General features: G+C 45.8%; 24 protein-coding genes. 14 read left to right on the top strand and 10 right to left on the bottom strand.

Going from position 1 to position 26,714, the window contains the following annotated elements; all coding sequences use genetic code 11:
• Nucleotides 1-112: 112 nt before the first annotated feature.
• Nucleotides 113-1,945 carry a glutamine--fructose-6-phosphate transaminase (isomerizing) gene (glmS, locus tag OCU74_RS02780; RefSeq protein WP_087480149.1) on the bottom strand — a complete coding sequence of 611 codons (1,833 nt, stop codon included), beginning with the start codon at nucleotides 1,943-1,945 and terminating at the stop codon, nucleotides 113-115.
• Nucleotides 1,946-2,027: 82 nt separating this feature from the next.
• Nucleotides 2,028-2,798, bottom strand: coding sequence for a DeoR/GlpR family DNA-binding transcription regulator (locus tag OCU74_RS02775; protein ID WP_087480148.1), 771 nt, complete (start codon nucleotides 2,796-2,798; stop codon nucleotides 2,028-2,030).
• A gap of 438 nt (nucleotides 2,799-3,236) precedes the next feature.
• On the opposite strand from OCU74_RS02775, the gene pykF reads away from it, so the two are divergent.
• On the top strand, nucleotides 3,237-4,649 hold the full coding sequence (gene pykF, locus OCU74_RS02770; RefSeq protein WP_087480147.1) for a pyruvate kinase PykF: 1,413 nt from the start codon (nucleotides 3,237-3,239) through the stop codon (nucleotides 4,647-4,649).
• A gap of 408 nt (nucleotides 4,650-5,057) precedes the next feature.
• Here the strand turns inward: pykF and OCU74_RS02765 are convergent, their stop codons facing one another.
• Nucleotides 5,058-5,738, bottom strand: a complete 681-nt coding sequence (locus OCU74_RS02765) for an oxidative stress defense protein (RefSeq protein WP_234993554.1) — start codon at nucleotides 5,736-5,738, stop codon at nucleotides 5,058-5,060.
• Between the two features lie 102 nt (nucleotides 5,739-5,840).
• On the bottom strand, nucleotides 5,841-6,737 hold the full coding sequence (locus OCU74_RS02760; protein WP_087480145.1) for a LysR family transcriptional regulator ArgP: 897 nt from the start codon (nucleotides 6,735-6,737) through the stop codon (nucleotides 5,841-5,843).
• A 111-nt stretch (nucleotides 6,738-6,848) separates the two neighbouring features.
• Here OCU74_RS02760 and OCU74_RS02755 point away from each other — a divergent pair, with 111 nt between their 5' ends.
• Nucleotides 6,849-7,463, top strand: a complete 615-nt coding sequence (locus tag OCU74_RS02755) for a LysE/ArgO family amino acid transporter (RefSeq protein WP_087480144.1) — start codon at nucleotides 6,849-6,851, stop codon at nucleotides 7,461-7,463.
• Nucleotides 7,464-7,529: 66 nt separating this feature from the next.
• Here OCU74_RS02755 and mscS read toward each other — a convergent pair whose 3' ends face one another.
• The 5 genes from mscS to tkt all read right to left on the bottom strand — a co-directional run bounded on the left by mscS (nucleotide 7,530) and on the right by tkt (nucleotide 14,421).
• The gene (gene mscS, locus OCU74_RS02750) at nucleotides 7,530-8,396 is read right to left on the bottom strand and encodes a small-conductance mechanosensitive channel MscS (RefSeq protein WP_087480143.1); all 867 of its coding nucleotides are present in this window, start codon (nucleotides 8,394-8,396) and stop codon (nucleotides 7,530-7,532) included.
• A 226-nt stretch (nucleotides 8,397-8,622) separates the two neighbouring features.
• Nucleotides 8,623-9,699, bottom strand: coding sequence for a class II fructose-bisphosphate aldolase (gene fbaA, locus OCU74_RS02745; RefSeq protein WP_087480142.1), 1,077 nt, complete (start codon nucleotides 9,697-9,699; stop codon nucleotides 8,623-8,625).
• 181 nt (nucleotides 9,700-9,880) lie between these two features.
• Nucleotides 9,881-11,044, bottom strand: coding sequence for a phosphoglycerate kinase (locus tag OCU74_RS02740; RefSeq protein WP_087480141.1), 1,164 nt, complete (start codon nucleotides 11,042-11,044; stop codon nucleotides 9,881-9,883).
• Nucleotides 11,045-11,194: 150 nt separating this feature from the next.
• Nucleotides 11,195-12,220 (bottom strand): erythrose-4-phosphate dehydrogenase, encoded by a 1,026-nt coding sequence (gene epd / locus OCU74_RS02735; protein WP_087480140.1) that lies wholly within the window; start codon nucleotides 12,218-12,220, stop codon nucleotides 11,195-11,197.
• Nucleotides 12,221-12,426: 206 nt separating this feature from the next.
• Entirely contained in the window at nucleotides 12,427-14,421 is a 1,995-nt protein-coding gene (tkt, locus tag OCU74_RS02730; protein ID WP_261856157.1) for a transketolase, read from the bottom strand.
• Between the two features lie 353 nt (nucleotides 14,422-14,774).
• On the opposite strand from tkt, the gene metK reads away from it, so the two are divergent.
• The 6 genes from metK (at nucleotide 14,775) to ruvX (ending at nucleotide 19,777) form a co-directional block, all read left to right on the top strand.
• On the top strand, nucleotides 14,775-15,929 hold the full coding sequence (gene metK, locus OCU74_RS02725; protein ID WP_087482538.1) for a methionine adenosyltransferase: 1,155 nt from the start codon (nucleotides 14,775-14,777) through the stop codon (nucleotides 15,927-15,929).
• 207 nt (nucleotides 15,930-16,136) lie between these two features.
• The gene (locus OCU74_RS02720; RefSeq protein ID WP_087482550.1) at nucleotides 16,137-16,643 is read left to right on the top strand and encodes a SprT family zinc-dependent metalloprotease; all 507 of its coding nucleotides are present in this window, start codon (nucleotides 16,137-16,139) and stop codon (nucleotides 16,641-16,643) included.
• A gap of 272 nt (nucleotides 16,644-16,915) precedes the next feature.
• A complete protein-coding gene (rsmE, locus tag OCU74_RS02715) occupies nucleotides 16,916-17,647 on the top strand; it encodes a 16S rRNA (uracil(1498)-N(3))-methyltransferase (protein WP_087482537.1) in 732 nt (243 codons plus the stop codon).
• 34 nt (nucleotides 17,648-17,681) lie between these two features.
• Complete coding sequence (gene gshB / locus OCU74_RS02710) at nucleotides 17,682-18,638, top strand: glutathione synthase (protein ID WP_087482549.1); 957 nt, start codon at nucleotides 17,682-17,684, stop codon at nucleotides 18,636-18,638.
• Between the two features lie 32 nt (nucleotides 18,639-18,670).
• On the top strand, nucleotides 18,671-19,234 hold the full coding sequence (locus tag OCU74_RS02705; RefSeq protein ID WP_087482536.1) for a YqgE/AlgH family protein: 564 nt from the start codon (nucleotides 18,671-18,673) through the stop codon (nucleotides 19,232-19,234).
• Between the two features lie 117 nt (nucleotides 19,235-19,351).
• The gene (gene ruvX / locus OCU74_RS02700) at nucleotides 19,352-19,777 is read left to right on the top strand and encodes a Holliday junction resolvase RuvX (RefSeq protein WP_087482535.1); all 426 of its coding nucleotides are present in this window, start codon (nucleotides 19,352-19,354) and stop codon (nucleotides 19,775-19,777) included.
• A 39-nt stretch (nucleotides 19,778-19,816) separates the two neighbouring features.
• Here ruvX and OCU74_RS02695 read toward each other — a convergent pair whose 3' ends face one another.
• Entirely contained in the window at nucleotides 19,817-20,818 is a 1,002-nt protein-coding gene (locus OCU74_RS02695) for a type IV pilus twitching motility protein PilT (protein ID WP_087482534.1), read from the bottom strand.
• An 81-nt stretch (nucleotides 20,819-20,899) separates the two neighbouring features.
• Here OCU74_RS02695 and OCU74_RS02690 point away from each other — a divergent pair, with 81 nt between their 5' ends.
• The 6 genes from OCU74_RS02690 (at nucleotide 20,900) to OCU74_RS02665 (ending at nucleotide 26,587) form a co-directional block, all read left to right on the top strand.
• A complete protein-coding gene (locus tag OCU74_RS02690) occupies nucleotides 20,900-21,607 on the top strand; it encodes a YggS family pyridoxal phosphate-dependent enzyme (RefSeq protein ID WP_087482533.1) in 708 nt (235 codons plus the stop codon).
• 25 nt (nucleotides 21,608-21,632) lie between these two features.
• Nucleotides 21,633-22,454 (top strand): pyrroline-5-carboxylate reductase, encoded by an 822-nt coding sequence (gene proC, locus OCU74_RS02685; protein ID WP_087482532.1) that lies wholly within the window; start codon nucleotides 21,633-21,635, stop codon nucleotides 22,452-22,454.
• 52 nt (nucleotides 22,455-22,506) lie between these two features.
• Entirely contained in the window at nucleotides 22,507-23,064 is a 558-nt protein-coding gene (locus OCU74_RS02680; protein WP_087482531.1) for a YggT family protein, read from the top strand.
• The gene (gene yggU / locus OCU74_RS02675) at nucleotides 23,061-23,351 is read left to right on the top strand and encodes a DUF167 family protein YggU (RefSeq protein WP_449359228.1); all 291 of its coding nucleotides are present in this window, start codon (nucleotides 23,061-23,063) and stop codon (nucleotides 23,349-23,351) included. The genes OCU74_RS02680 and yggU overlap by 4 nt, the downstream gene beginning before the upstream one ends.
• Before the next feature lie 324 nt (nucleotides 23,352-23,675).
• A complete protein-coding gene (locus tag OCU74_RS02670; protein WP_087482529.1) occupies nucleotides 23,676-24,887 on the top strand; it encodes a glycosyltransferase in 1,212 nt (403 codons plus the stop codon).
• Nucleotides 24,888-25,123: 236 nt separating this feature from the next.
• The gene (locus tag OCU74_RS02665) at nucleotides 25,124-26,587 is read left to right on the top strand and encodes a UbiD family decarboxylase (RefSeq protein WP_087482528.1); all 1,464 of its coding nucleotides are present in this window, start codon (nucleotides 25,124-25,126) and stop codon (nucleotides 26,585-26,587) included.
• The last annotated feature ends 127 nt before the right edge of the window (nucleotides 26,588-26,714 follow it).

The following is a 26,714-nucleotide window of genomic DNA, read 5'->3' as shown; positions in this document are numbered from 1 at the left end:
GTATTTCTATACCGAGCGATGACTTTTCAGGGATGGTTACATAAATAGCTATTTTCGTGTTAAAAATGGCAGCGTCCCGATCCGATCGCTGCCATTTTGATATGATACTTTATTACTCCACCGTAACGGCTTTTGCCAGATTCCGTGGCTGATCGACGTCCGTTCCTTTGATCAAAGCGACGTGATACGAGAGCAACTGCATCGGTACGGTGTAGAAAATCGGCGCTGTGATTTCGTGTACATGTGGCATCTTGATGATTTTCATGCCTTCCGTTGCTTCAAAGCCGGCTTTCTCATCAGCAAAGACGTAGAGTAATCCGCCACGGGCCCGAACTTCTTCAACGTTGGATTTCAGTTTTTCCAGCAGATCATTATTCGGAGCAATCACCACGACAGGCATATCAGCATCAATCAGAGCCAGAGGTCCATGCTTCAGTTCACCGGCGGCATACGCTTCTGCATGAATGTAAGAAATTTCTTTTAGCTTTAAGGCCGCTTCCATCGCAATCGGATAATACTCACCACGTCCCAGGAACAGCGTATGATGCTTATCGGCGAAGTCTTCAGCCAGTGCTTCAATTTCTTTATCAAATGCTAAAGCACTTTCAATCTGTACCGGCAGTTCATGAATGGCCTGAACAATATCGGCTTCTTTTTCTGCATCAATATTGCCTTTCTGACGTCCCAGTGCAGCAACAAGCATCAGCATCGCCGCAAGCTGAGTAGTGAAGGCTTTCGTCGATGCCACACCAATCTCAGTTCCGGCACGAGTCATGAAGGCAAAATCCGATTCACGCACCAGAGAAGAACCGGAAACGTTACAGATAGTCATAGCGGCCATGTAGCCTTTTTCTTTGGCAATGCGTAGAGCAGCCAGCGTATCTGCGGTTTCTCCGGACTGGGATAAGGTAATCAGTAAGCTATTCGGACGAACAACGAAGTTACGGTATCTGAATTCAGAGGCAATCTCGACATCACAACTGACGCCGGCCAGAGATTCAAACCAGTAACGGGCCGCCATACCAGAGTTGTATGATGTGCCACAGGCAATGATCTGAACATGCTCAACTTTACTCAGGATCTCTTTTGCATTGCCGCCAATACTGTCAATAATGACCGAGTTATGTGTTACCCGTCCTTCCATCGTCTGTTTCAGCGAGTTCGGCTGTTCAAAAATTTCTTTCTGCATAAAGTGCCGGTACTGACCTTTATCTCCGGCATCATGTTCCGCATTCGATTCGGTAATGTCACGCTCAACCTGATTACCCTGCACATCAAAAACGGTGACGCTTCTACGGGTGATTTCTGCGACATCACCTTCTTCAAGGTACATGAAACGACGCGTGACACTTAATAAAGCCAGTTGATCAGAAGCCAGGAAGTTTTCACCAACCCCAAAGCCGATCACTATCGGGCTTCCTGAACGGGCAACAACCAGACGGCTCGGATCACGACGGTCAAGCACAACCGTTCCATATGCCCCTTCAAGCTGCTTTGCTGTTTTCTGAACAGCTTCAACCAGAGATGCGCTCTGACGTAGTTCCCACTCAACCAAATGAGCAATGACTTCGGTATCGGTCTGAGATTCGAATACATACCCCCGGCTCTGGAGTAATTCCCGCAATGTTTCATGGTTTTCGATGATCCCGTTGTGAACAACAGCAATATCACCTGAGACATGTGGGTGGGCATTTCTTTCCGAAGGTTCGCCATGAGTCGCCCAGCGCGTATGTGCAATCCCGGTGCCACCGATAACATTGGCATCGTCCACAGCATCAGCCAGTTCCTGAACCTTACCGAGACGGCGAATCCGGGTTAAATGATTCTGCGCATCAACAATGGCTACGCCTGCTGAATCATAACCACGGTATTCCAGACGACGTAGTCCTTCAACCAGGATTTCCGCAATATCACGCTGTGCCACAGCACCGACGATTCCACACATAATTTATTACTCCGCTAAAATCTTACAATGTACTGACCTGATAGAGAGGTATTCCGTTAAAATCCCCCCTCTCCGGACAGATTTAATTCTCTTTGCTTCGAATGACTCTGACCTGATGTGACTCGATCACCTCAACCTGCTCATCTGAAATATGGCTATCAGTCACCAAGATATCAATCATGCTCCAATCCAGCTCCAGATTAGGAATCTTCCGGCCAATCTTGTCTGATTCAGCCATCACGATAACCTCGCGGGAAACTTCAGCCATCACCCGGCTCAGACCGGTTAACTCATTGAATGTCGTCGTTCCCCGAGCCAAGTCAATCCCATCACATCCGATGAACAACTGATCAAAATCATAGGAGCGTAATACCGACTCGGCAACCTGCCCCTGAAATGACTCTGAGTGAGGATCCCAGGTTCCACCGGTCATCAATAATGTGGGTTCGTTTTCCAGTTCATGAAGTGCATTGGCAATCTGAAGAGTGTTGGTCATCACAACCAGTCCGCGTTTTTCATTTAACTGTTGGATCAACGCAGTGGTTGTACCTCCGCTATCAATCACAATACGGTTATGATCACGAATCAGTTTTGCTGCCTCCCGGGCGAGAGATACCTTTTGAATCGAAACATTTTTATCGAACTCATCTGCAACAACTTCTTTCGGAAGAGAGATCGCACCGCCATAACGTCTGAGCAACAACCCGTTTTTTTCTAAAGAGGACAGATCCTTTCTAATCGTGACCTCTGAAGTATGAAATCGTTCAGAAAGCAGCTCAACACTCACCTCGCCCATCTGATTGACGAGTTGAACAATTTCGTGACGTCTGACTTGTGTATTTCGTTTCAACATAAATATAAAAACAATTAAGTTTCGTTATGAAACACATGATAATCAATTCGAAACATCCCTGTCTATTTATTTCGATAATAAAAATTAATCTTTCATGCTAAAACATTGTCCTAAGACAATTCTTAGGCCGTGATATTCCGTTCATTCGGTGTTAGAATCCCACCCGGTAAAAGTAAGAAAATTACAGAATTGAATGTTTACTTACTAAAACACCACCTCGCAGCTCCTAAAATACCGGCATGTTGCGCGGTTTTTATCCAAAACAGATCGTCATGTGTAGTTATAAAATGACTGTTCTGTTGAAAGAGTTTCAGCTTTAAAGTGTATTTGACAGAGACAAAAAATCCGGCGCTTCAAGAGAAAAGACAAGGGCCGCTGACAACACTTTACGGCACTCATTATCTTTCAAATTGATACTATTATCGGAGAGTATTTTCCATGAAGAAGACCAAAATCGTTTGTACGATTGGCCCTAAAACTGAATCCGTAGAGAAGCTAACAGAACTTGTAAACGCTGGCATGAACGTCATGCGTCTCAACTTCTCTCATGGTGATTACGAAGAGCATGGAACTCGTATTGCAAACTTCCGTCAGGTGATGAAAAACCTCGACAGAACATTAGCGATTCTTCTGGATACCAAAGGACCGGAAATCCGCACCATTAAACTGGAAAACGGTGAAGACGTTGATCTGGTTGCAGGACAAACTTTTACTTTTACAACTGACACTTCTGTAATTGGCAATAAAGACCGTGTTGCTGTCACTTATTCCGGTTTTGCTCAGGATTTGGAAATTGGTAATACAATTCTGGTTGATGACGGCCTGATCGAAATGAAAGTCGTTGAAAAAACAGCAACTGAAGTAACTTGTCAGGTACTAAACAATGGTGCTCTGGGTGAAAACAAAGGTGTAAACCTACCAGGTGTTTCAGTCAAACTGCCAGCGCTTTCAGAAAAAGATAAGTCTGATCTGAAATTTGGTTGCGAACAAGGCGTTGATTTTGTTGCTGCTTCATTTATCCGTAAAGCAGACGATGTTCGTGAAATCCGTGAATTGCTCAATGCAAACGGTGGCGAAAGCATCCAGATTATCTCGAAAATTGAAAACCAGGAAGGGGTTGATAATTTCGATGAAATCCTCGAACTGTCTGACGGTATCATGGTTGCCCGTGGTGACCTGGGTGTAGAAATCCCGGCAGAAGAAGTTATCTTCGCTCAGAAGATGATGATCGAAAAATGTAACCGGGCAAGAAAAGTTGTTATCACTGCAACTCAGATGCTGGATTCCATGATTAAAAATCCTCGTCCAACCCGCGCAGAAGCAGGTGACGTTGCTAACGCAATTATGGATGGCACAGATGCCGTCATGCTTTCCGGTGAAACTGCAAAAGGTAAATATCCGGTAGAAGCAGTGACTATCATGGCTCAGATCGCCGGTCGTACCGATGGCGCACTGAAAGCTGAGCTTGGTTCTCGTCTTGACAGTCCTCGTCTGAGAATTACCGAAGCCGTATGTAAAGGTGCGGTAGACACAGCAGAGAAACTTGCAGCACCTCTGATTATTGTTGCAACTGAAGGTGGTAAGTCAGCCCGCTCTGTCAGAAAATATTTCCCGACAGCTCATATCATTGCGTTGACAACAAATAAGAAAACAGCTGCTCAACTGGTGTTGACTAAAGGTGTAACTCCGATTGTTGTTGATTCAATCGACAGTACTGATGATTTCTACATCTCAGGTAAAAAACTGGCTCTTGAAACAGAACTGGGCCGTAAAGGAGATATCGTTGTGATGGTTTCCGGTGCCTTAGTTGCATCAGGAACAACAAACACAGCATCAGTACACGTCCTTTAATCTACGGACAATTTGCCATCGGCAGAATACAAAAACGGGGCTGAATCGCCCCGTTTTTTTTCGACTAAAGTCAAACCTACCAACCAAAAAACTCTTTGTTATGTGTATTTAGCAGTAATACCATCGGTAAAAAATAAAGTGCACTCAACTTGATACCGAGTATTACTAAAGAGCCAATTGTTAATCTCACCAGAAAATGATTCACCATACCACTTTGCCTCATTTGCCCAGTATTCTGATCTCCTTATAGTTTTTCTTTTACTTCTCTTTGGATTGGTAAAATTGTTGTTCCGGTCAACGCTGGGACGCAGTTAATCTCAGGTGTGTAGTATACTTATTTTGAGAGATTGCTCAAGATTTAATCAAATTTGAACTTTCGTCGAATATACACAGAATATCCCAGTCAGATTAATTCAGCCTGTACAACACATCGACACTATCACTGATCACGATGGTTTTATCCTGATAATCCTGAAAGCTCTCTTTCTGATTCATCGAAACAGAGCGCATCATCATCGGCTTCGACTGCTGTGAGTGGTAATCCACACGCCATACCGGACCTAATGAACGCTTAAAACCTTTCGCGATGGAAAGCGCCTTCATTGAAGCATCCTGAATCGCTTTATCTCTTGCCTGTGCCTGATATTTCCGATGATCCTTCACCTGAAGCGTAATCCGGTCAATGCGGTTAATTCCAGACTCCAGAGCAACATCAAGAAACTCATTCAGCTTCTCCAGATGTTTAACTGAAACAGTGACGCTCCGACTAGCCCGATAGCCAACTAATTCAGGCTTTCCTTCATCCGGGTAGTGATATTGAGGAGCAAGCGATAGATTAGAGCTAGAAATTTGTTCATCTTCAGCCCCCAGTTCCTGTAGCCGTTCAGAAAATTTGCGAACAACTGTATCAACACTTTCTTTCGCCTGCTCGGCGTTCAGAGTCGACTGTTCAACCTGAACGGAAAAAACCGCACTATCCGGCACCACTGTAACTTCTCCGAACCCAGTCACCGAGATATGCGGAAAGTTCACTTCCGCTGCATAAGTGTGCAAGCAAAACATCATTAAACTCAGGATCATAAACCGCATTATCTTCACCTCATTCGAAGTCATTTGGATATACAATCATAGGATAGTTTCCATGTAATTAGATCGGGTTGTGACAAAAATTACAGAACACTAACTGCAAGCTCAAACAGACTGAGGCAGATGTAGCCGGGCATAATTTAAAACCGCATGAGAAATCTGCCGCATTACACCCGTTTCTAACTGCCAGTGATGCCAGTACATTTCATTCGTAAACACATAATCCGGGGTTATATTGATTAAAGTACCACGGGCCAGCTCATCCTGAATCTGAATCTCAGAAATAAGGCAGTAAGCAGTCCCGGACAAAGCCAACTTCACGAAAGCTTCAGAGCTCGCAATCGTATGATGAATAATGGCATGTGTTGAGATTCCAAAATGTCTCTTTAAGAATTCCTGATGCATCTGATCGTGTTGATCAAAACAGATCGCCGGTGCTTTTTTTAATGTCCCGGCACAAACCCCTGATGAGAAATATTGTTGGTGAAAAGCCGGAGTCGCAACACATAAGTAATCAACCCGTCCTAAATATTCAGCAATACATCCATTCAGTGGTTCCGATTCCAGGCTTATCGCCCCGGCCACTTCACCACTTTTCAGCTTATCAATTGTCCGGGATTCCAGTGTAACCTGAATATTAAGTTCTACCTGTCCGGCCTGCATCACGGGAATGAGTGCCGGTAATAACCAAGTCGCCAGGCTATCTGCATTGGAAGCAATGGAAACAGATACCGGCCGGATTTCATCAATAAAATCCGGGATCAGTTCTTGTTCCAGTAAACACACTTTGCGATACAAACCAATGAGTTTTGTTCCAGTCACGGTTAGCCTCAAGGGCTGTTCCCGGACTAAAACTGGCTGGGCCAGAAAGCGTTCCAGTTGTTTGATCCGTTGTGATACAGCCGATTGAGAAATACACAGATCATCCGCAGCCCGTTCAAAACTTCCCTGAAGAATGACCCGATCTAATGCTTCAATCCACCGATAATCCAATCCTCTCATACAAACCTTTTTGATTAGTTATACTAATAATCTATTAAAATCATTAATTATACTTATTTCAATATTCTCCTTATCTTGTCTTCCCATCATCATCACAGATCGGAGTAAGACATGAATTTCTGGATCGTATTACAAGGATTCAGCCTCGGCGCCAGCATTATCATTCCTATCGGTGCTCAAAATGCTTATGTACTGAATCAGGGAATTCAGCGGCAACACCATTATCTGACAGCAAGCATTTGCACGATACTCGACATGATCTTTATTTCTGTTGGTGTGTTCGGCGGTGGCATTTTTTTCTCAGGTCATCCCCAGCTTTTGTCCATCATTACTCTGGGTGGTATCTGCTTTCTGACTATCTATGGATGCAGCAGTTTGAAGAGTGCATTGTCCTCGCAAAACGATGATAGTCATCTACCCGACACATCCTATAACAGAAAAACAGTATTACTTGGTGCGATGGCTGTTTCAGCACTCAATCCACATGTTTACCTAGACACCATTGTTGTTCTTGGCTCAATTGGTGGACAGTTTCAGGGAACAGAACGGCTAAGTTTTGCACTTGGAAGTATCGCAGCTTCTTTTATCTGGTTTTTCAGTCTGTCTGTCGGTGCCGCCCGCTTCAGTCATCTTTTATCTCGTCCCGGAGTCAGGCGATGTATTGATATCGGTGTAGCTTTAGTCATGTTTATTGCTGCAATTCAACTGATACGAGTGTGGATTTAAACTCAGTAAGACAAATAAAAAAGCGGTGTATCACAACACCGCTTGTCTCCGGGAAATAAGTACGGGTTAATCCGCCTTGTTCAGATGCACACTCATTTGTGGGAATGGGATTTCAATATCATTTGCGTCAAGCGCTTCCTTAATATTCATCAGTAAGTCGAAATAAACGGCCCAATAATCTGCTGTTTTCACCCAAGGGCGAACCACAAAATTTACTGAAGAATCAGCCAGAGCATGAACACCGATGGTAATATCCGGATCTTTCAGTACACGTTCATCACGCTCAACTGTCTCACGCAGAATTTGTTTGGTTTTTTGCAAATCTGCGGAATAGGACACACCGATAACTAAATCAATTCTCCGGGTCGCATGGCGTGAATAGTTGGTGATCGCCCCACCGATAATCGCAGAATTCGGTACAACCACCATTTTATTATCCGGTGTTTTCAAAACGGTCTGGAAAATCTGAATACTTTCCACAGAACCGGCAACGCCAGCGACTTCAACGTAATCACCCGATTTAAACGGACGGAATGCAACAATCAGAATTCCGGCAGCAAAATTTGACAGCGACCCTTGCAAAGCCAGGCCAACAGCTAAACCCGCAGCACCAATCACAGCAACAACAGATGCCGTTTGTACACCAATACGTCCCAACGCGGCAATAAGGACAATCACAAACAGCAGATAACGCACCAAACCGTGGATAAATTCAACAACGGCCGGATCCATTTCCTTTCTATGCAACACTTTGGAAATACTGCCCGCAACCACTTTGACCAGAATATTACCAAAGAACAAGATCAGAATTGCAGCAATAATATTCACACCATATTGTAATAAGATGTCCGAATTATCTGTCAGCCAGCTATTCACCTGAGATAAGCCATCAGATAAAGGTACACCTATACTTGTTACCGATTCTCCAGCCATTTACTTTCCCTCTTCATAACAATAAAACTTATATTTTTTCTACTAGCATAAACAAGAGCACTCATGCCCTTATTCACACGGATGTTTTTAGTGGTTTGTGGAATCCCCAGTCCTGATCATCAAAACAATGAAATAAGTCATATTAACTCCACATTGATTATATCAGGTATAAAAAAACCCGCTCATATGAACGGGTTTTCTGACAATAAATTGATATTAAATCAAATTATAGCACGTCAATTGCATTCAAATCTGCAAATGCTTTTTCAAGACGTTTTACCATGGATGCCTGTCCTGCACGCAGCCATACACGTGGGTCGTAGTATTTTTTATTCGGTGCATCTTCACCCGTTGGGTTACCGATTTGACCTTGCAGATAATCATGATTTTCTGCTTCATACTGACGGATACCATCCCATGTTGCCCACTGAGTATCAGTATCGATGTTCATTTTAATGACACCGTAGCTGATAGATTCCTGAATTTCTGCTTCACTAGAACCTGATCCACCGTGGAATACGAAGTTCAGAGAGTTTTCAGGAAGACCGAATTTCTCAGAAACATAAGCCTGAGAATCACGCAGGATTGTTGGAGTCAGTACCACGTTACCAGGCTTGTAAACACCGTGAACGTTACCGAAAGAAGCCGCAATCGTGAAACGATGGCTAACAGCATTCAGTTTCTCGTATGCGTAAGCAACGTCTTCAGGAGAAGTATACAGCTCAGAAGAGTCCATATCTGAGTTATCGACGCCATCTTCTTCACCACCGGTACAACCCAGTTCGATCTCAAGAGTCATGTTCATTTTTGCCATGCGCTCTAAGTACTTCGCACAAGTCTCGATGTTTTCTTCCAGAGTTTCTTCTGAAAGGTCAATCATGTGAGAAGAGAACAGTGGTTTACCTGTTTCAGCAAAGAATTTTTCACCGGCATCAAGCAGACCGTCGATCCATGGCAACAGTTTTTTCGCTGCGTGGTCAGTGTGCAGAATGACAGGAACACCATAAGATTCAGCAACAGCATGTACAAATTTCGCACCTGCAACAGCACCCAGAATCTGAGTTTGCTGACCTTCAAGTTTCAGACCTTTACCGGCAAAGAAGCCTGCGCCACCGTTAGAAAACTGAACAATGACCGGAGACTTTACTTTTGCAGCCGCTTCAAGTACCGCGTTAACAGAGTCAGTACCAACACAGTTAACCGCTGGTAGTGCGAAGTTATTTTCTTTAGCAACTTCAAATACTTTCTGAACATCATCGCCAGAAATGACCCCTGGTTTTACAAAATCGAAGACCTTAGACATGGATTTAATCCTATTTTCTGTCGTTTAAAATAAAACTTATTAAGTTAACTTTCTTACAAACATATGCTGTAAACGTCTGCCTACAATGGCAACTATTTTAGCAAATAACCATCAGGCTTGCACAATAGAAGACAGCAGACAAACAGAAAGCGGGAGTTTGTATGCTCCCGCTTTGTTATGATTATGCTTTCGCACGTGCTTCCAGCATTTCAACTGCCGGCAGTTTCTTCCCTTCAACAAACTCAAGGAATGCACCACCACCTGTTGAAATATATGATACATCAGCTTTAATACCGAACTTATCGATTGCCGCCAGAGTATCACCACCACCAGCTACAGAGAAACCTTCTGAGTCAGCGATCGCCTGAGAAATGCCTTTTGTACCAGCTTCAAAGTTCTTGAATTCAAAAACACCGACAGGACCATTCCAAAGAATAGTTTTTGCATCTTTCAGAATTTTTGCCAGTGCTGCAGTCGAATCCGGACCAAGGTCGAAGATCATATCGTCATCCTGAACTTCAGATACATCTTTGATTTCAGCTTCTGCATTCTCGTCAAATGCTTTTGCACAGGCAACGTCAGTCGCAACAGGAATTGCACACTCTTCCATCAATTTTTTCGCAGTATCAACTAAGTCTGCTTCATAAAGAGACTTACCGACGTTGTGACCGGCAGCAGCAATAAATGTATTCGCGATACCACCACCAACAACCAGCTGATCAGCTATTTTTGACAGAGATTCAAGTACAGTCAGTTTTGTAGAAACTTTTGAACCGCCAACAATTGCAACCATTGGGCGAGCAGGGTTATCCATCGCTTTACCCAAAGCATCCAGTTCGTTCGCCAACAGAGGACCGGCACACGCAACAGGCGCATGCATACCAACACCATGAGTTGATGCCTGAGCACGGTGAGCCGTACCAAATGCATCCATTACAAATACGTCACACAATGCAGCATACTGTTTAGACAATGCTTCTTCGTTTTTCTTTTCACCTTTGTTAAAGCGAACGTTTTCAAGAACAACCAATTCACCGGCGTTCAGTTCCAGACCATTCAGATAGTCTTTCGCCAGTTTCACTTCACAGTCCAGGGCGTCACTCAAGTAGTTCACAACAGGCTGTAGAGAAAACTCTTCTGCATATTCACCTTCAGTCGGACGGCCCAGGTGAGATGTCACCATGACCTTTGCTCCAGCAGCAAGGCAATGTTTAATCGTTGGCAAAGATGCCAGAATCCGTGCGTCTGATGTTACTTTGCCGTCTTTTACCGGCACATTGAGATCAGCACGAATGAATACGCGTTTACCTGCTAAATCCAGGTCGGTCATCTTGATTACAGACATGGTTGTCCCCTCAAATTGCAATATTGGAAAATGTTTTGACAGTTCCGCAACCCTGCCGAACTATCGTTTATCTTGATAGAGTTCACCCGCAGAAATAATCTTATTTATTTCGCTCTGGAAAATAAATACTTTCTCGTCCCCGATTATATTCTACTGCAGCGAGTACATCGTCAAAGCCGTATCCAACATACGGTTTGCAAAACCCCATTCGTTGTCGCACCAGACCAGCATTTTCACCAGCTGTCCGTTACTGACCCTTGTTTGAGAACCATCGACAATTGCACTATGCGCGTCATGGTTAAAATCTATCGAAACAAGCGGCGCTTCAGTATAGTCAACAATGCCCCGTAATGTACACTGAGAAGCATCAATTATGGTTTGATTTACGTCATTAACTTTTACATTTGTGTTAATTGTGACACTTAAGTCCATTGCGGTAACGTTCACAGTCGGTACCCGGACTGAAATGGCTTCAAACTTATTTGAGAATTTAGGGAAAATCCGTTCGATACCTTTATGCAACTTCGTATCTACCGGAATAATTGACTGGCTGGCAGCCCGTGTTCTGCGCAAATCATTATGATAAGCATCGATAACCGGCTGATCATTCATTGATGAATGAATCGTGGTAATTGTACCGGAATCAATCCCGAAGTTTTCATCCAGTACTTTGATAATCGGAACGATACAGTTCGTTGTGCAGGAACCATTGGAAACAATACGGTGCTCCGTTTTTAATGTCTCATGGTTCACCCCATAAATAATGGTGTTATCCAAATCATGGCTTCCGGGATGCGAAAAAAGCACTTGCCGGGCTCCGGCTTCCAGATGGGCCAGACCATCATCCCGACTTCCGAATACCCCGGTACAATCAAGAACGATATCAACATCCAGATCACGCCATGGAAGCAGTTTCAGTTCAGGCAAATGAAGAATCCGGACAGCATCAGAGCTGCCATCCTCGTGGTGGAGATATAAATGTTCCTGATCATGACTGATTTTTTTGAAAAAGCGGCCATGACTGGAGTCAAACTGGAGCAGATGAGCCATCGCATCAGGTTTAGCCAGTTCATTCACTGCAACCACTTCGATTTGCTGACTCTTACCACTTTCATAAACAGCCCGCAAAACATTCCGGCCTATCCGGCCAAAACCATTGATTGCGATTCTTAACATTCCTCTCTCACCTTCTCAATACGCTTTATATCATTAGAGGCATGATAGTAACGGATTGTACAAAAAAATAACATCCGTTATATGTTCAAATCACCTTTCGGTGACAGATGCAAACATATAGCCAATAGACACTGTTTCAGAAAAATAACTCAAAGAAAAAATGCCGGACATCAGGTCCGGCATTCAACAATAAGATTAGCGAGTATTTAGTTTAGCGACAGCGCAACTTCCACCACATTTTCAACAGTGAAGCCAAACAGCTTGAACAGTTCACCGGCCGGTGCTGATTCCCCAAAGCTGTTCATACCAATAACACGACCGTTCAGACCAACGTACTTGTACCAGTAATCTGCAATTCCGGCTTCAACTGCAACCCGGGCTGTCACCGATGCAGGCAGAACCGCTTCACGGTAAGCTGCATCCTGACGGTCAAATGCGTCGGTTGATGGCATAGAAACCACACGAACCAGTTTGCCTTTTGCCGTCAGCTCAGCCGCAGCCTGGACAGCCAGTTCCACTTCAGAGCCGGTCGCAATCAGAATCAGCTCCGGTGTGCCCTGACAATCTTTCAGGATATAACCACCTTTCGCGATATTTGCCAGCTGAACTGCATCACGCTCCTGCTGAACCAGATTCTGACGGGAGAAAATCAGTGCAGTCGGTGCATCTTTACGCTCAATCGCCAGTTTCCAGGCCACCGCTGATTCAACCTGGTCACAAGGACGCCAGGTGCTCATGTTCGGTGTCAGACGCAGCGAAGCAATCTGCTCAACCGGCTGGTGGGTCGGACCATCTTCACCCAGACCAATCGAATCGTGCGTGTAAACCTGAATGTTCTGCACTTTCATCAGTGCCGCCATCCGCATCGCGTTACGGGCATACTCCATAAACATCAGGAAGGTGGCACCATAAGGAATAAAGCCGCCATGCAGCGCAATCCCGTTAATGATGGCCGTCATTCCGAATTCACGCACACCGTAATGGATATAGTTGCCGGAAGCATCATCTGCTGTCAGAGACTTCGAGCCGGACCACATCGTCAGGTTCGATGGTGCCAAATCAGCCGAGCCGCCCATAAATTCAGGCAACAGCTTGCCGAACGCTTCCAGTGCATTCTGCGAGGCTTTGCGCGAAGCAATCGTGGCCGGATTGGCCTGAAGGTCCGCAATAATCTGACTGGCCTGTGCTTCCCAGTCAGCCGGTAGTTCGCCGTTCACCCGACGGGTGAATTCAGCAGCAAGCTCCGGATACGCCGACTGATACGCGGCAAATTTTTCATTCCAGGCGGCTTCTTTGGCTGCACCGGCTGCTTTGGCATCCCACTCGGCATAGATATCCGCCGGGATTTCAAACGGACCATATTCCCAACCCAGCTGCTGACGGGTGGCCTGTACTTCATCGGCTCCCAGTGGCGCACCGTGGCAATCATGCGAACCGGATTTGTTCGGCGAGCCGAAACCAATCACGGTTTTGGTACAAATCAGGGTCGGACGGGAAGATTCTGCCTTCGCCGCAGTAATCGCCGCTTCAATCGCTGCCGGATCATGACCGTCAACCGCCGGAATAACATGCCAGCCATACGCTTCAAATCGTTTTGGCGTGTCGTCGCTAAACCAGCCTTCAACATGACCATCAATCGAAATGCCATTGTCATCCCAGAAAGCAATCAGTTTACCCAGACCCAGTGTTCCGGCCAGTGAACAGGCTTCATGCGAAATCCCTTCCATCAGACAGCCATCGCCGAGGAAAGCATAAGTGTGGTGATTGACGATATCGTGACCGTCGCGGTTAAACTGGGCTGCCAGTGCTTTTTCCGCAATCGCCATACCCACGGCATTGGTAATGCCTTGTCCCAGCGGACCGGTGGTCGTTTCGATGCCCGGCGCATAACCGTACTCAGGATGGCCCGGTGTTTTCGAGTGAAGCTGACGGAAATTCTTCAGGTCATCGATAGACAGGTCGTAACCGGTCAGGTGCAGCAATGAATAAATCAGCATCGAACCATGGCCATTGGACAGAATAAAACGGTCACGGTCAGCCCAGTTCGGGTTCTGCGGGTTATGGTTCAGATGAGAGCGCCAGAGCACTTCAGCGATATCCGCCATCCCCATCGGGGCGCCGGGGTGACCAGAATTGGCTTGTTGAACACCATCCATGCTCAGCGCACGGATTGCATTAGCAAGACGTTTTTGGGAAGACATGTCAGCTCCTGAAAGTCATAAAGCAAAATTAAAAAAGCAGTGTACTGCGAAAAACACCGCATTGTCGCAAAGCCCCCGATTCGGCGCAATCGATTTGCTAACGAAATATATGCGCGATCTGTCTCAAATTTACCGCTTAAGTCCAGAAAGAGGGAAAAGTCTCTCAGAATCAATAAGCAAACCGATGTTTATAAATAGCAAAAAAAGTCTTGTAATTCCATTTCGGCAACATAGAATAGACGTCTAGATGTAAAAACATCTCTTATGTTTAACGCTTGTTTTTATCTCTTGTTTTTTTAAGTAATTCGAGTAAGTGTTCAGTATAACTTGCTCATCACCTGAGTGGAGTTCTCATGACAAAGCATCTGTTTACTTCTGAATCCGTATCAGAAGGACATCCTGATAAAATTGCAGACCAGATTTCCGATGCCGTACTTGATGCGATTTTAGAACAAGATCCGAAAGCGCGTGTTGCCTGCGAAACTTATGTTAAAACCGGCATGGTAATGGTTGGTGGTGAAATCACTACTTCAGCCTGGGTTGATATTGAAGAACTGACCCGGAAAACAGTTCGTGAAATCGGCTATACCCATTCAGATATGGGTTTCGACGCTGACTCTTGTGCAGTTTTAAATACGATTGGCAAACAGTCTCCTGATATTAATCAGGGTGTAGATAAAGCAGATCCGAAAGAACAGGGAGCTGGTGACCAAGGGATCATGTTTGGTTATGCAACCAATGAAACTGAAGTGCTGATGCCAGCACCGATCACCTACGCACACCGTCTGGTTCATCGCCAGTCGGAAGTCCGTAAAAACGGCACCCTGCCATGGCTGCGTCCTGACGCTAAATCTCAGGTTACTTTCCAATACAATGAAGGCAAAATTGTCGGTATTGATGCTGTTGTATTGTCTACTCAGCACAGTGACTCGATTTCAACAGAGGCACTGAGAGAAGCAGTAATGGAAGAGATCATTAAACCGACGCTTCCAGCAGAGTGGCTGACAAAAGAGACCAAATACTTTATCAACCCAACCGGTCGTTTTGTAATCGGCGGCCCGATGGGCGACTGTGGCCTGACTGGGCGTAAAATCATTGTTGATACATACGGTGGTGCGGCGCGTCACGGTGGTGGTGCATTCTCAGGAAAAGATCCATCCAAAGTTGACCGTTCTGCTGCTTATGCAGCGCGCTACGTTGCCAAAAATATTGTTGCAGCCGGACTGGCAGACCGTTGTGAAATCCAATTGTCTTACGCGATTGGTGTTGCCGATCCGACATCAATCATGGTAGAGACATTCGGTACTGAAAAAGTATCTCTCGATATCATTGTTGAAGCTGTTCGCCAGAACTTTGACCTGCGTCCATACGGGCTTCAGGAAATGCTGAATCTGCTTCAGCCAATTTACCAGAAAACTGCTGCTTATGGTCACTTTGGCCGGGATGAGTTCCCTTGGGAAGCGACAGACAAAGCAGCACTACTCCGGGATTTTGCCGGACTGAAATAATTTCAGATCGTTCCTGTTTTCTGGTTGATCGAACAAGTTTATATAACAATAAGTTCACCTAACAAATAGTGAACACCGAAGATAACAAGCCCTCCATTCGGAGGGCTTGTTTATTCTGAAATAAACAGACATGATAGATCCCGATTGGGATGATATTTCCATTCCTTAGTTTATCGATCTGAAATAGCCGGTAAAAAAGTGTCAGCAATTACTGTTTCCCCAGAGCTTCAGACTCAAATCAATACACAAATTCAGGCCTGTATCACCCGAGCCTCACGCTACTTTGATCAACACTTTCCGCCACCGTCTCTCAGCTACAAATTACGCGGCAAAGCAGCAGGAAAGGCTTATCTTCATCAGTGGGAAATCCGTTTAAATCCGGTATTGTTGATTGAAAATCAAACCGAGTTTTTACAGCAAGTTATTCCTCATGAAATCGCACATTTACTTGTCCACCGGCTTTATGGTCGCGTGAGGCCTCACGGGCCGGAGTGGCAATCCGTGATGACACAGGTATTCCACTTGAACCCTCAGACAACCCACCAGTTTGATATACGCTCCGTGGCCGGACAAACCTTTTCATACCATTGTCAGTGCCAGCAATTCTCCCTGTCGATCCGGCGTCATCGGAAAGTACAACGTCAGGAAGTGACCTATCGCTGTACTCAATGCAATCAACCACTGGTATATACAGAATCTGAAATCTCATCATAGCAAGTCATTTCTAAGCGATGTACGCCACACTTAAAACCCGATCCGACTGAGCAGAATTTTTCCTCAGGAGTTCAACTCATTCTGGAATAAATTAAATTTTCCTTTTTGAATTCAGGTGTACCTCTTGTAATTTAAGTCCTCAGAGCCCATCTTATACCCAACAAAAGAGACAACCCCTTTAATTTGTTCAAAGAGAAGCTATCCCCTAGCAAGCTGTGCAAAGAAAGCGATTAGGGAAAGTTTGCTCAGAAAAAGTCGTTTCAGGAAAAGCCATGAGAATGCCCCGTATTTATCACCCGGAGAAAATCCAGCCTTCCGGTCTGGTTACATTAAGCGAAGATGCTGCCGGTCATGTCGGTCGTGTACTGAGAATGCAAACCGGGCAGGAAATCTTATTATTCGATGGGTATGGCTCAGAATTCCCGGCAGTATTGGCTGAGATCAGTAAAAAAGCCGTCACAGCTCAGGTTGGCGAGCCGGTCATCAGAGATAATGAATCTCCGCTTAACCTGCATCTGGGGCAAGTGATTTCCCGCGGCGATAAAATGGAATTTACCATTCAGAAATCCGTAGAACTGGGGGTCAATACAATTACTCCTCTACTGTCAGAACGCTGTGGTGTAAAACTGGATCAGAAGCGCTTTGAGAAAAAACTGCAACAGTGGCAGAAGATTGTAATTGCAGCCTGTGAGCAATGTGGACGAAATACGATTCCAACGATCAGGCCGATTATGGCACTGGAAGATTGGTGCAGTGAAGAAACAGAAGCACTGAAACTCAACCTTCATCCTCGAGCATCGTATTCAATCAATACCCTTCCGGCTCCGGATAAAGGGATTCGCCTGTTAATCGGACCGGAAGGTGGCTTATCTGCTGAAGAAATCCAGATGACGAGAAGTTACCAGTTTGAAGAAATATTACTCGGACCTCGGGTACTCAGAACAGAAACCGCCGCCCTGACTGCAATTACAGCATTACAGGTTCGCTTTGGTGACCTTGGTTAAATGCCAAATTGAAGAAGAATTGGAGAATGAAAGAATGATTAAACTAGGCGTTGTGATGGATCCTATCGAGGATATCAACATCAAGAAAGACACAACCTTTGCGATGATGCTTGAAGCACAGCGTCGCGGTTATGAAGTCCACTATATCCGAATGGATGGTCTCCATTTAGATCAGGGTGTTGCCTATGCCGACACACAAATAGTTCATCTTCAGGAAGATCCGGCACACTGGTTTGATGTTCAGTCCAGTCAGACAATTGCGCTGACCGAACTTGATGCCGTACTCATGCGTAAAGATCCGCCATTTGACACTGAGTTCATTTACGCAACCTACATTCTGGAAAGAGCGGAAGAAGACGGCACACTGATTATCAATAAACCCCAAAGCCTGCGTGACTGTAACGAGAAGCTGTTCACTGCCTGGTTCCCGGAACTTACACCAACAACAATCGTTACCCGGAAAGCCGAAAAAATCCGGGCATTTCAGCAACAACACGGAGACATTATTCTCAAACCGTTAGATGGTATGGGTGGCGCATCAATCTTCCGGGTAAAATCAGGAGACCCGAACCTGTCAGTGATTATTGAAACCCTGACAAACCATGGCCAGAATTACTGTATGGCACAGACATTTGTTCCGGATATCAGTAATGGTGACAAGCGTATCCTTGTGGTTGATGGTGAGCCAATGCCTTACTGTCTGGCCAGAATTCCGCCGAAGGGAGAGACACGCGGTAACCTTGCAGCAGGAGGTACCGGAGAAGCACGCCCGCTAACCGAAACGGACCGTCAGATTGCGGAAGCTATCGCCCCGACACTGAAAGAAAAAGGCCTGATTTTTGTCGGCCTCGATGTCATTGGCGATAAACTCACTGAGATTAATGTGACCAGCCCGACCTGCGTCCGGGAAATTGAAGCAAAATATAATATTTCAATTACCGGGAAATTCATGGACGCAATCGAACGTCGCGTAAAGGCACTAATGATGTAAGTATTCATCCCTGAATCATGAGGGCTCATCACATGAATTTAACCAACCATTTTCTTGTTGCCATGCCGGGTATGAAAGATCCCTATTTCAAAAATAGTGTGATCTATATTTGTGAGCATAATGAAGAAGGCGCTATGGGGCTGATGATTAATGCCCCGATAGATATTACTGTGGAAGGCATGTTGAAACAGGTCGACATTCAGCCCCTTTACCCACAGGAAAATAAAAATAGTCTGAGGAATCCAGTGTTCAACGGCGGACCGGTTTCTTCTGATCGCGGATTTATTCTGCACTGCCCGAAAGATCACTATGAATCAAGTCTGCAAATGACGGATGAACTGAGCGTCACCACATCAAAAGACATTCTTGCCGTTCTGGGAACAGATGCGGAACCCAGTCGTTATCTGGTTGCATTGGGTTATTCAGGCTGGGAAGCCGGACAACTGGAAAGTGAACTGGCTGAAAACTCTTGGCTGACCATTGAAGCAGATCCTGAAGTTATTTTTAATACGCCAGTCCATGAGAAATGGAACAAAGCCGTAAAGAAACTGGGAATTACCCCCGAACAACTATCCACCATGGCCGGACACGCCTGACAACCCAGAGCGTGTTGACCTTTCGTAATGGTTTTTGCAGCCGTTTGTTGTGCATTTATCCAAGGCAGATCAACACGCCCTAAGTATGAAGAAAATAAGTTTAATAAAGAGTAAATAATGTCCAGAACAATCATGGCCTTCGATTACGGCACCAAAAGTATTGGCAGCGCAATCGGACAAGAGATAACCGGAACCGCTTCTCCTCTCAAGGCTTTTCCGGCCAAAGACGGTATTCCGAGATGGGAAGATATTGAAAAGCAGATTCAGGAATGGAAACCTGATTTGCTGGTCGTCGGTTTACCAACCGATTTACGCGGAAAAGATTTGGACACCATTACTCCCCGGGCCCGAAAATTTGCTAACCGGCTCCATGGTCGCTTCGGCTTACCGGTTGAACTGCATGATGAGCGTTTATCTACTACGGAAGCCCGCAGCACTCTGTTTGAACAAGGTGGATTCCGGGCGCTGAAGAAAGGTAATATCGACTGCCAGTCAGCCGTTGTCATTCTGGAAAGCTGGTTTGAAGCCCAATGGGGAGCATAGTTCCCCTTTACCTCTATTTACCGCCCTTTACTCCCTTTCTCAATCATCATCCTGTACACGAATACCAAGATTCACTAATCGCTGCCGGTCCTGCATCATGGTCATCATGCCACTGGCAGAACCGGTCTGAATCACCGACTCTATCTGGGGAAGCTTGTTTTCCCGAATCAGATTACGCACCGCTGGTGTAGCAACCAGCACTTCATAACATGCGGTTCGTCCACCACCATCCTTCACCAGCAAACGCTGAGCAACAACCGCCTGCAATGATTCAGCCAGCAGAGTTCGAATCCGTTGCTGTTCATCCGCAGGAAAGACATCAATAATCCGGTCGATTGACTGAGCTGCGCTACGGGTATGTAACGTTGCCAGAATCAGATGCCCGGTTTCTGCTGCGGTCAGTGCCAGACGAATCGTTTCCGGATCGCGTAATTCTCCGATTAGCAGCACATCCGGATCTTCTCTCAATGCAGCACGGAGTGCATCGGCAAAAGATAAGCTGTCCCGCCCGACTTCCCGATGATGAATTAAGGCCTTGCAGGAATGATGGATAAACTCAACCGGATCTTCAATCGTCAGAATATGTTTAGCATCACGACGGTTTATCTCATCAACCATCGCAGCCAGCGTTGTTGATTTTCCTGAACCTGTAGGCCCGGTCACCAACACCAGCCCCTGACGGTATCCACTGATTCGCTCCAGAATATCCGGTGCATGGAGTGACTGCAGGGACGGAACAGATGCAGGAATATAGCGCATTACTGCAGCATAGCCATTACTCTGGAGAAAACGGTTCACCCGAAAACGTCCGTTTTTATTCTGATAACACCAGTCAGCCTCTTTCACCTGCTGAAACTGTTTACTCTGTTCCGGCGTCATCATGGATTCAGTCAAATGCAAAACAGCCTGACTGGACAAAGTTTCAAATTCCAGCTTTCTCAATTCACCATCTATCCGTAACATAGGCGGAAGATTTGCAGAAAGATGTAGATCAGATGCGTTATGTTTTACACTAAGGGCCAGTAAAGTGGATATATCCATGGGTTGATTCAGTCACTCTGTTCTTTATTCTGGTTCGGGACAATTCGCCTGTTTAAAAAGTCATCTGTTTAGAAAGTAGCTATGAGTACGATTGCAGAAAATATCCAACATATCATGTCAGACATCGAGCGAGTGCAGGAAAAGTGTGGACGCACTCGAAATTCTGTCCTATTACTGGCGGTCAGTAAAACTAAGCCTGTTGCCGCCATTCATGAAGCGATTCAGGCCGGGCAGCGCGCTTTTGGTGAAAATTATGTTCAGGAAGGTGTCGAAAAAGTCCGGTATTTTACCGAACAGGCTCCGGACATTCCTTTAGAATGGCACTTTATCGGCCCGATACAGTCCAATAAAACACGTCTGGTCGCTGAAAATTTTACATGGGTACATACGATTGACCGGGAGAGAATCGCACAACGTCTGAACGATCAGAGACCAGAAGGCATGCCGCCGCTTCAGGTGCTGATACAGGTCAATACCAGTGGTGAATCCTCAAAATCTGGCACCGGTGAACAAGATATTTTTCAGTTGGCTGAGTTGATTTCTTCTCTGCCAAACCTCACCTTAAGAGGATTGATGTCCATTCCGGAGAATATCTCGGATTATGCATCCCAACTGGCGGCATTTACAAAACTGGCCGAGCTGAAAACCAAATTACAGGAAACTTATCCGGAGATGGATACGCTTTCTATGGGAATGAGCGGTGATATGGAAGCTGCAATTGCAGCAGGCAGTACGATAGTCAGAATCGGAACCGCGATTTTCGGAGCCCGAGATTACCCGAAAGCCTGACGCTAGAAACTAAGGAAAACCATCTATGACACAGAGAAAGATCGCCTTCATCGGTGCCGGAAATATGGCAAAAGCGATCATTGCAGGATTAGTCGGCAGCGGATATCCGGCAACACATATCATGGCGACAGCGCCAACAGATCAACATCTGTTACCTTTAGCGAAAAATTACGGAATCAACACATCAAACGATAACCATGAAGCGGTACAACAAGCCGATGTGGTGGTTCTCGCTGTAAAACCACAATTGATGGCGGAAGTCTGCCACCTCTTTCAGGATATCGATTTTTCTCAGAAACTGGTGATTTCTATCGCTGCCGGAATCAGTTGTCAGCGTTTGCGGGAAATGCTTGAGGCACCAAATCTGAATCTGGTGCGGGTTATGCCCAATACGCCGGCGCTGCTCAATCAGGGAATGAGTGGCTTATTTGCTACCGAACAGGTGAGTGAAGCGGACCAGACTTTTACCACATCACTGTTTCAGTCTGTTGGTGAAGTTTGCTGGGTCAATAATGAATCTCAGATGAACGGGATTATTGCAGCAGCCGGTAGTGCACCTGCTTATTTCTTTCTGTTTATGGAAGCGATGCAAAAAGAAGCCATCGCGCAGGGATTTGATCAGGATACGGCACGTCTGTTAGTCCAGCAAAGTGCCATGGGTGCAGCAGCCATGGTCAAAGCCAATCCGGAAACCGAACTGGCAACGCTCAGAGAACAGGTCACCTCAAAAGGTGGAACGACTGCAGAAGCAATCCGTACATTCAATGAACATGATCTTTCTGAACTTGTTGCACAGGCAATGCAGGCCGCGGTGAAACGTGCCGAAGCCATGGAAAAACAATTTTAATGATAATGACGGAGCGGCCATGCTGGCTTATCCGCAAACATAAGGGCAACTTATGAACTCGATGAGTTTTCTGATCTCTACCCTGTTTGACCTGTACATTATGGTCGTTCTCATGCGTCTCTGGCTTCAGGCTGCGCGTGCAGATTTTTATAATCCGTTCTCCCAGTTTGTGGTCAAAGCGACTCAGCCGATTATCGGCCCGCTACGTCGTATTATCCCATCAATCAGCAGTATTGATCTGGCAACCGTTTTATTTGCTTATGTCTTGTGTGTTCTGAAATTTACCATACTGGTCTTGATCGCTTCAGGTGGCGCGGCAGGATTCAGCACTTATTTCTTATTCCTGGGACTACTCGCGTTGGTCAAAGCTGCGGGTGGACTTGTGTTCTGGGTGCTACTGATCCGAGCCATTCTGAGCTGGGTCAGTCAGGGAAGAAGCCCGATTGAGTATGTATTCATTCAGATTACCGAACCTTTCCTGATGCCGGTCAGAAAAATCTTACCGGATCTGGGCGGCATCGACCTCAGTGTGCTGGTTGTTTTCATCCTGTTGCAGTTCATCAACATGTTGGTCGGTGATTTCATCGGTCCGGTATGGCATCAACTATAATGAGCGCAGTCAGTCAGGAAGGGCAGGATATCATCCTGAGGCTCTATATCCAGCCGAAAGCCAGCCGTGACAATATCGTTGGACTTCATGGTGATGAGCTGAAAATAGCCATCACCGCTCCGCCGGTTGATGGTAAGGCGAATGCCCACCTGATTAAATTTTTGTCCAAGCAGTTCAGAGTTGCCAAAAGTCATATCGACATTGAAAAGGGAGAGCTGGGCAGACATAAACAAGTCAGAATCCACTCTCCGGTTCAGGTTCCTCAGGATATTCAACAATTGTTGTGATATTTCTGAAAGATAACCGTTTCATCGTTAAACCGCTTGAATCTAACAGAAGCGGGGAATGGAATAAGCTATCTGTTCTCTATTTAACTCAACTACTATTCAGCAAGCAAATTATTTACCTTCTGAATTTGTTCAGTTTTTTCATCCATGATCATCAAATATCATGAATTGTAATACCCACCAAATATCATATAAAAACAGATGCTCATAAAAATATCTCCTGATAACCAAAAATAACAGGACAACATCCGACGATCATGATGGGAAAACAGAAAGGTTATCTGGTGTAAGCATTTAAAATAATAAAGTTGGCTAGGAAAAATTATGAAATTATTATTTATCGGAGAAGCGGTAACGCTGGCTCATGTCGCCAGACCGTGGGCACTGGCATGTTTCATGGCGGAGAAAGGCTATGACGTGCATTTTGCAACAGAAAATCGGTTTGAGTTCCTGTTTGATACCAAGTCCGGGGTGACCCGGCATCACTTGTCATGCCGCAGCCACAAAGACTTTCTGGAAGCGGTCGAAAACTGTCGTCCCTTGTTTGAAACCGATATATTAATCGATTATGTCGAGCAAGAGATTGATCTGCTGGAAACGCTACGACCAGATGTTGTCATTGGAGATTTCCGCCACAGTCTGAGCATTAGCTGCCGGATACTCTCCATTCCTTATGTGGGACTCAACAATGCTTACTGGAGTCCTTATGTGGTCAATTCCGTCTTACCCGTCCCTGAACATAAAACCATTCCGTTCAGCAAAGCGACTTTTCTGAAGCGATTCATGCCAGTCATCACCCCACTGGTATTTAAACTGATGGTGTCGAATCTCAATAAAATGCGGAAGCACTTTGGATTTTCCCTCTACAAAACGTTTCGTGAAGCACTGACCGATAGTGACTTAACGCTTTACTATGAGCCTCCGGGTTTTATTGACATGACAGCACTTCCTGACCACCATCGGTTTATCGGCTCTGTCAGTTGGACGCCTAAACTCCCCCTGCCTGACTTCTTTGAACAGTTGGATAAGGACAAACCACTGGTTTATGTATCTCTGGGATCTTCTGGTGTCCATGAAATTGAAGAGAGAATTGTCAACGATCTGGTAAACTGCGGAATGAACGTAGTCGTCAATAGTCCCTCGGCTTATCCCGGCGCTTACCATTCACCATTAATTCCGGGAGATCTGGCTGCCGCTCAGGCAGATCTGGTGATCTGTAATGGTGGCAGTCCAATGGCATATCTTGCCCTGAGTCAGGGAACACCTGTACTGGGAATTCCGGCAAATAATGATCAGTTGCTGGTGATGAAATATGTCGAAGAGAAACAACTCGGTCAAATTGTCCGCTGGCGGGAAGTCAAAGAAGGACAGCTGACCTCAGTCGTGACCGGTATGCTCAATGACCAACACATGCACAATACCGTCCAAAATGTTGCCAATGCATTAGATCCGGAACTGTCACCATCCCGTTTTGAGCAGGAACTCCTTCGGTTCATGGATGAAATCCAAGCCAGCAAAGTGCAAAAAATGAGCTGACCTCGTGAGGTGTAACCGCTAAAAACCTTCTGCCTTATACACCTCCGGCCACCAGCCTTTGTCTGGTGGCATTACTCCCATAGCAGACGATGAACAGACAATCCCGTCTGACTCATCCTGCCAGTATGTGTGGACACACATAAAACAATTGTTCGTATACGAACATAAGTGTAAACTCCCTCACTGACAGATAAAAATAATTTTCCAAATGAAATCTTTTATGAGGTAAGAACGTTATGCAACGCATCAAAGACCTTCGTCAGTATATTGATGAACTTGAAAAATCGGGTGATATCCGGCATGTCGACAGAGAAGTTGATCCACACCTTGAAATGGCAGCAATTACTCGCCGGGGATATGATCTGCACGCTCCCGCCCCGCTATTCAGTAATATTCTCGGTACAGCCAAAGGTATGAGAGCAATGGGAGCGCCTGCTGCGATTAGTTCTATTCCCGGTAAGCCTGCGGCGCGGGTGGCACTCTCTGTCGGTCTGTCTGCGGATGCATCATGGCAAGATATTGTCGAGTGTCTGGCAAAATCAACCAAAGCAGAACGGATTCCGCCCAATATTGTTCCGACAGCACCATGCAAACAGAATATTCTGCATGGTAAAGATGCCAGCCTTGATCTGTTCCCGATTCCTTACCTGCATGAAGGTGACGGTGGTCCTTACTGCAACACATGGGGAACCATCGTCGCCCGGACTCCGGATGGCAAATGGACCAACTGGTCGATCGCCCGGATCCAGAAACTGGACGCCCATCGCATGACCGGTCTGATCATGTTGCCACAGCATATTGCATGTGTATGGGAAGAGTGGCGGAAAATCGGTAAACCGATGCCTTATGCACTGGTTCAGGGGTGCGAGCCTTCATTACCAATCGTCTCTTCAATGCCGCTTGATGACTATGAGAATGAGAGCGACTATCTGGGTGGTCACTTTGGTGAAGCGATTGATGTGGTTCGTTGTGAAACCATTGATCTGGAAGTTCCTGCCAGTGCTGAAATCGTCATTGAAGGCCACATTTCAATTGAACGTGAAAGTGAAGAAGGACCATTTGGCGAATATCCGGGCTATGTCGTGACTGAAACCAGTATGCAGCCAGTCTATCACGTTGAGTGTATCACCTACCGTGACAATGCTATCTGGCCGTTTGTACCGGAAGGCCGTCCGATCGACGAATTCCATACCGCAGTCGGTGTCGCAATGAGTGCAGAAGCGCTTTCGATGCTGCGTGAGTCTGATCTGCCGGTCACTACTGTCTGGTCTCCGCTGGAAACCGCGAACCACTGGTTATTCGTGACGGTACCATCTGACTGGCGCGACAAGCTTCCCGGTGTGAGCAGTGAAGAGTTCTCTCACCAGATCGCCCAGAAAATCTGGAATACCAAATATGGTTCAGTCTGTCCGATTATTTATGTTCTGGATGATGATATTGATCCAACCGATCCGGCGGACTATCTATGGGCTCTGCCAACCCGGACTCATCCAACCAAACGTCGCGTAATCGACAATGGTCCGATTCTGCCGCTGCTGGCCTGCTACAGCGATGAAGAATGTCACGAACATACAGCTGATCGCGTTGTGCATGACTGTCTGCAACCGGCTCCGGGAAAAGGCCGTCTGCGCCATAGTTCATTTAAAGGTGCCTATCCGGAAGAAATTCAGGCTCGTGTCATTGAGCTATGGGATAAATAATCACCTTCCGCTAATTTCCCCCCTGAAATACCCGCCCTCGGCGGGTATTTTAGTTATGTGACTTGAAAACCAGCAGAATCTGCTGAAAGAATAATCACTCCCAACCCCTTCATTTCCGGAACCAATC

It is taken from the genome of Vibrio mangrovi (assembly GCF_024346955.1).
Taxonomy (GTDB): domain Bacteria; phylum Pseudomonadota; class Gammaproteobacteria; order Enterobacterales; family Vibrionaceae; genus Vibrio; species Vibrio mangrovi.
This window is presented reverse-complemented; position numbering and strand designations above follow the sequence as displayed.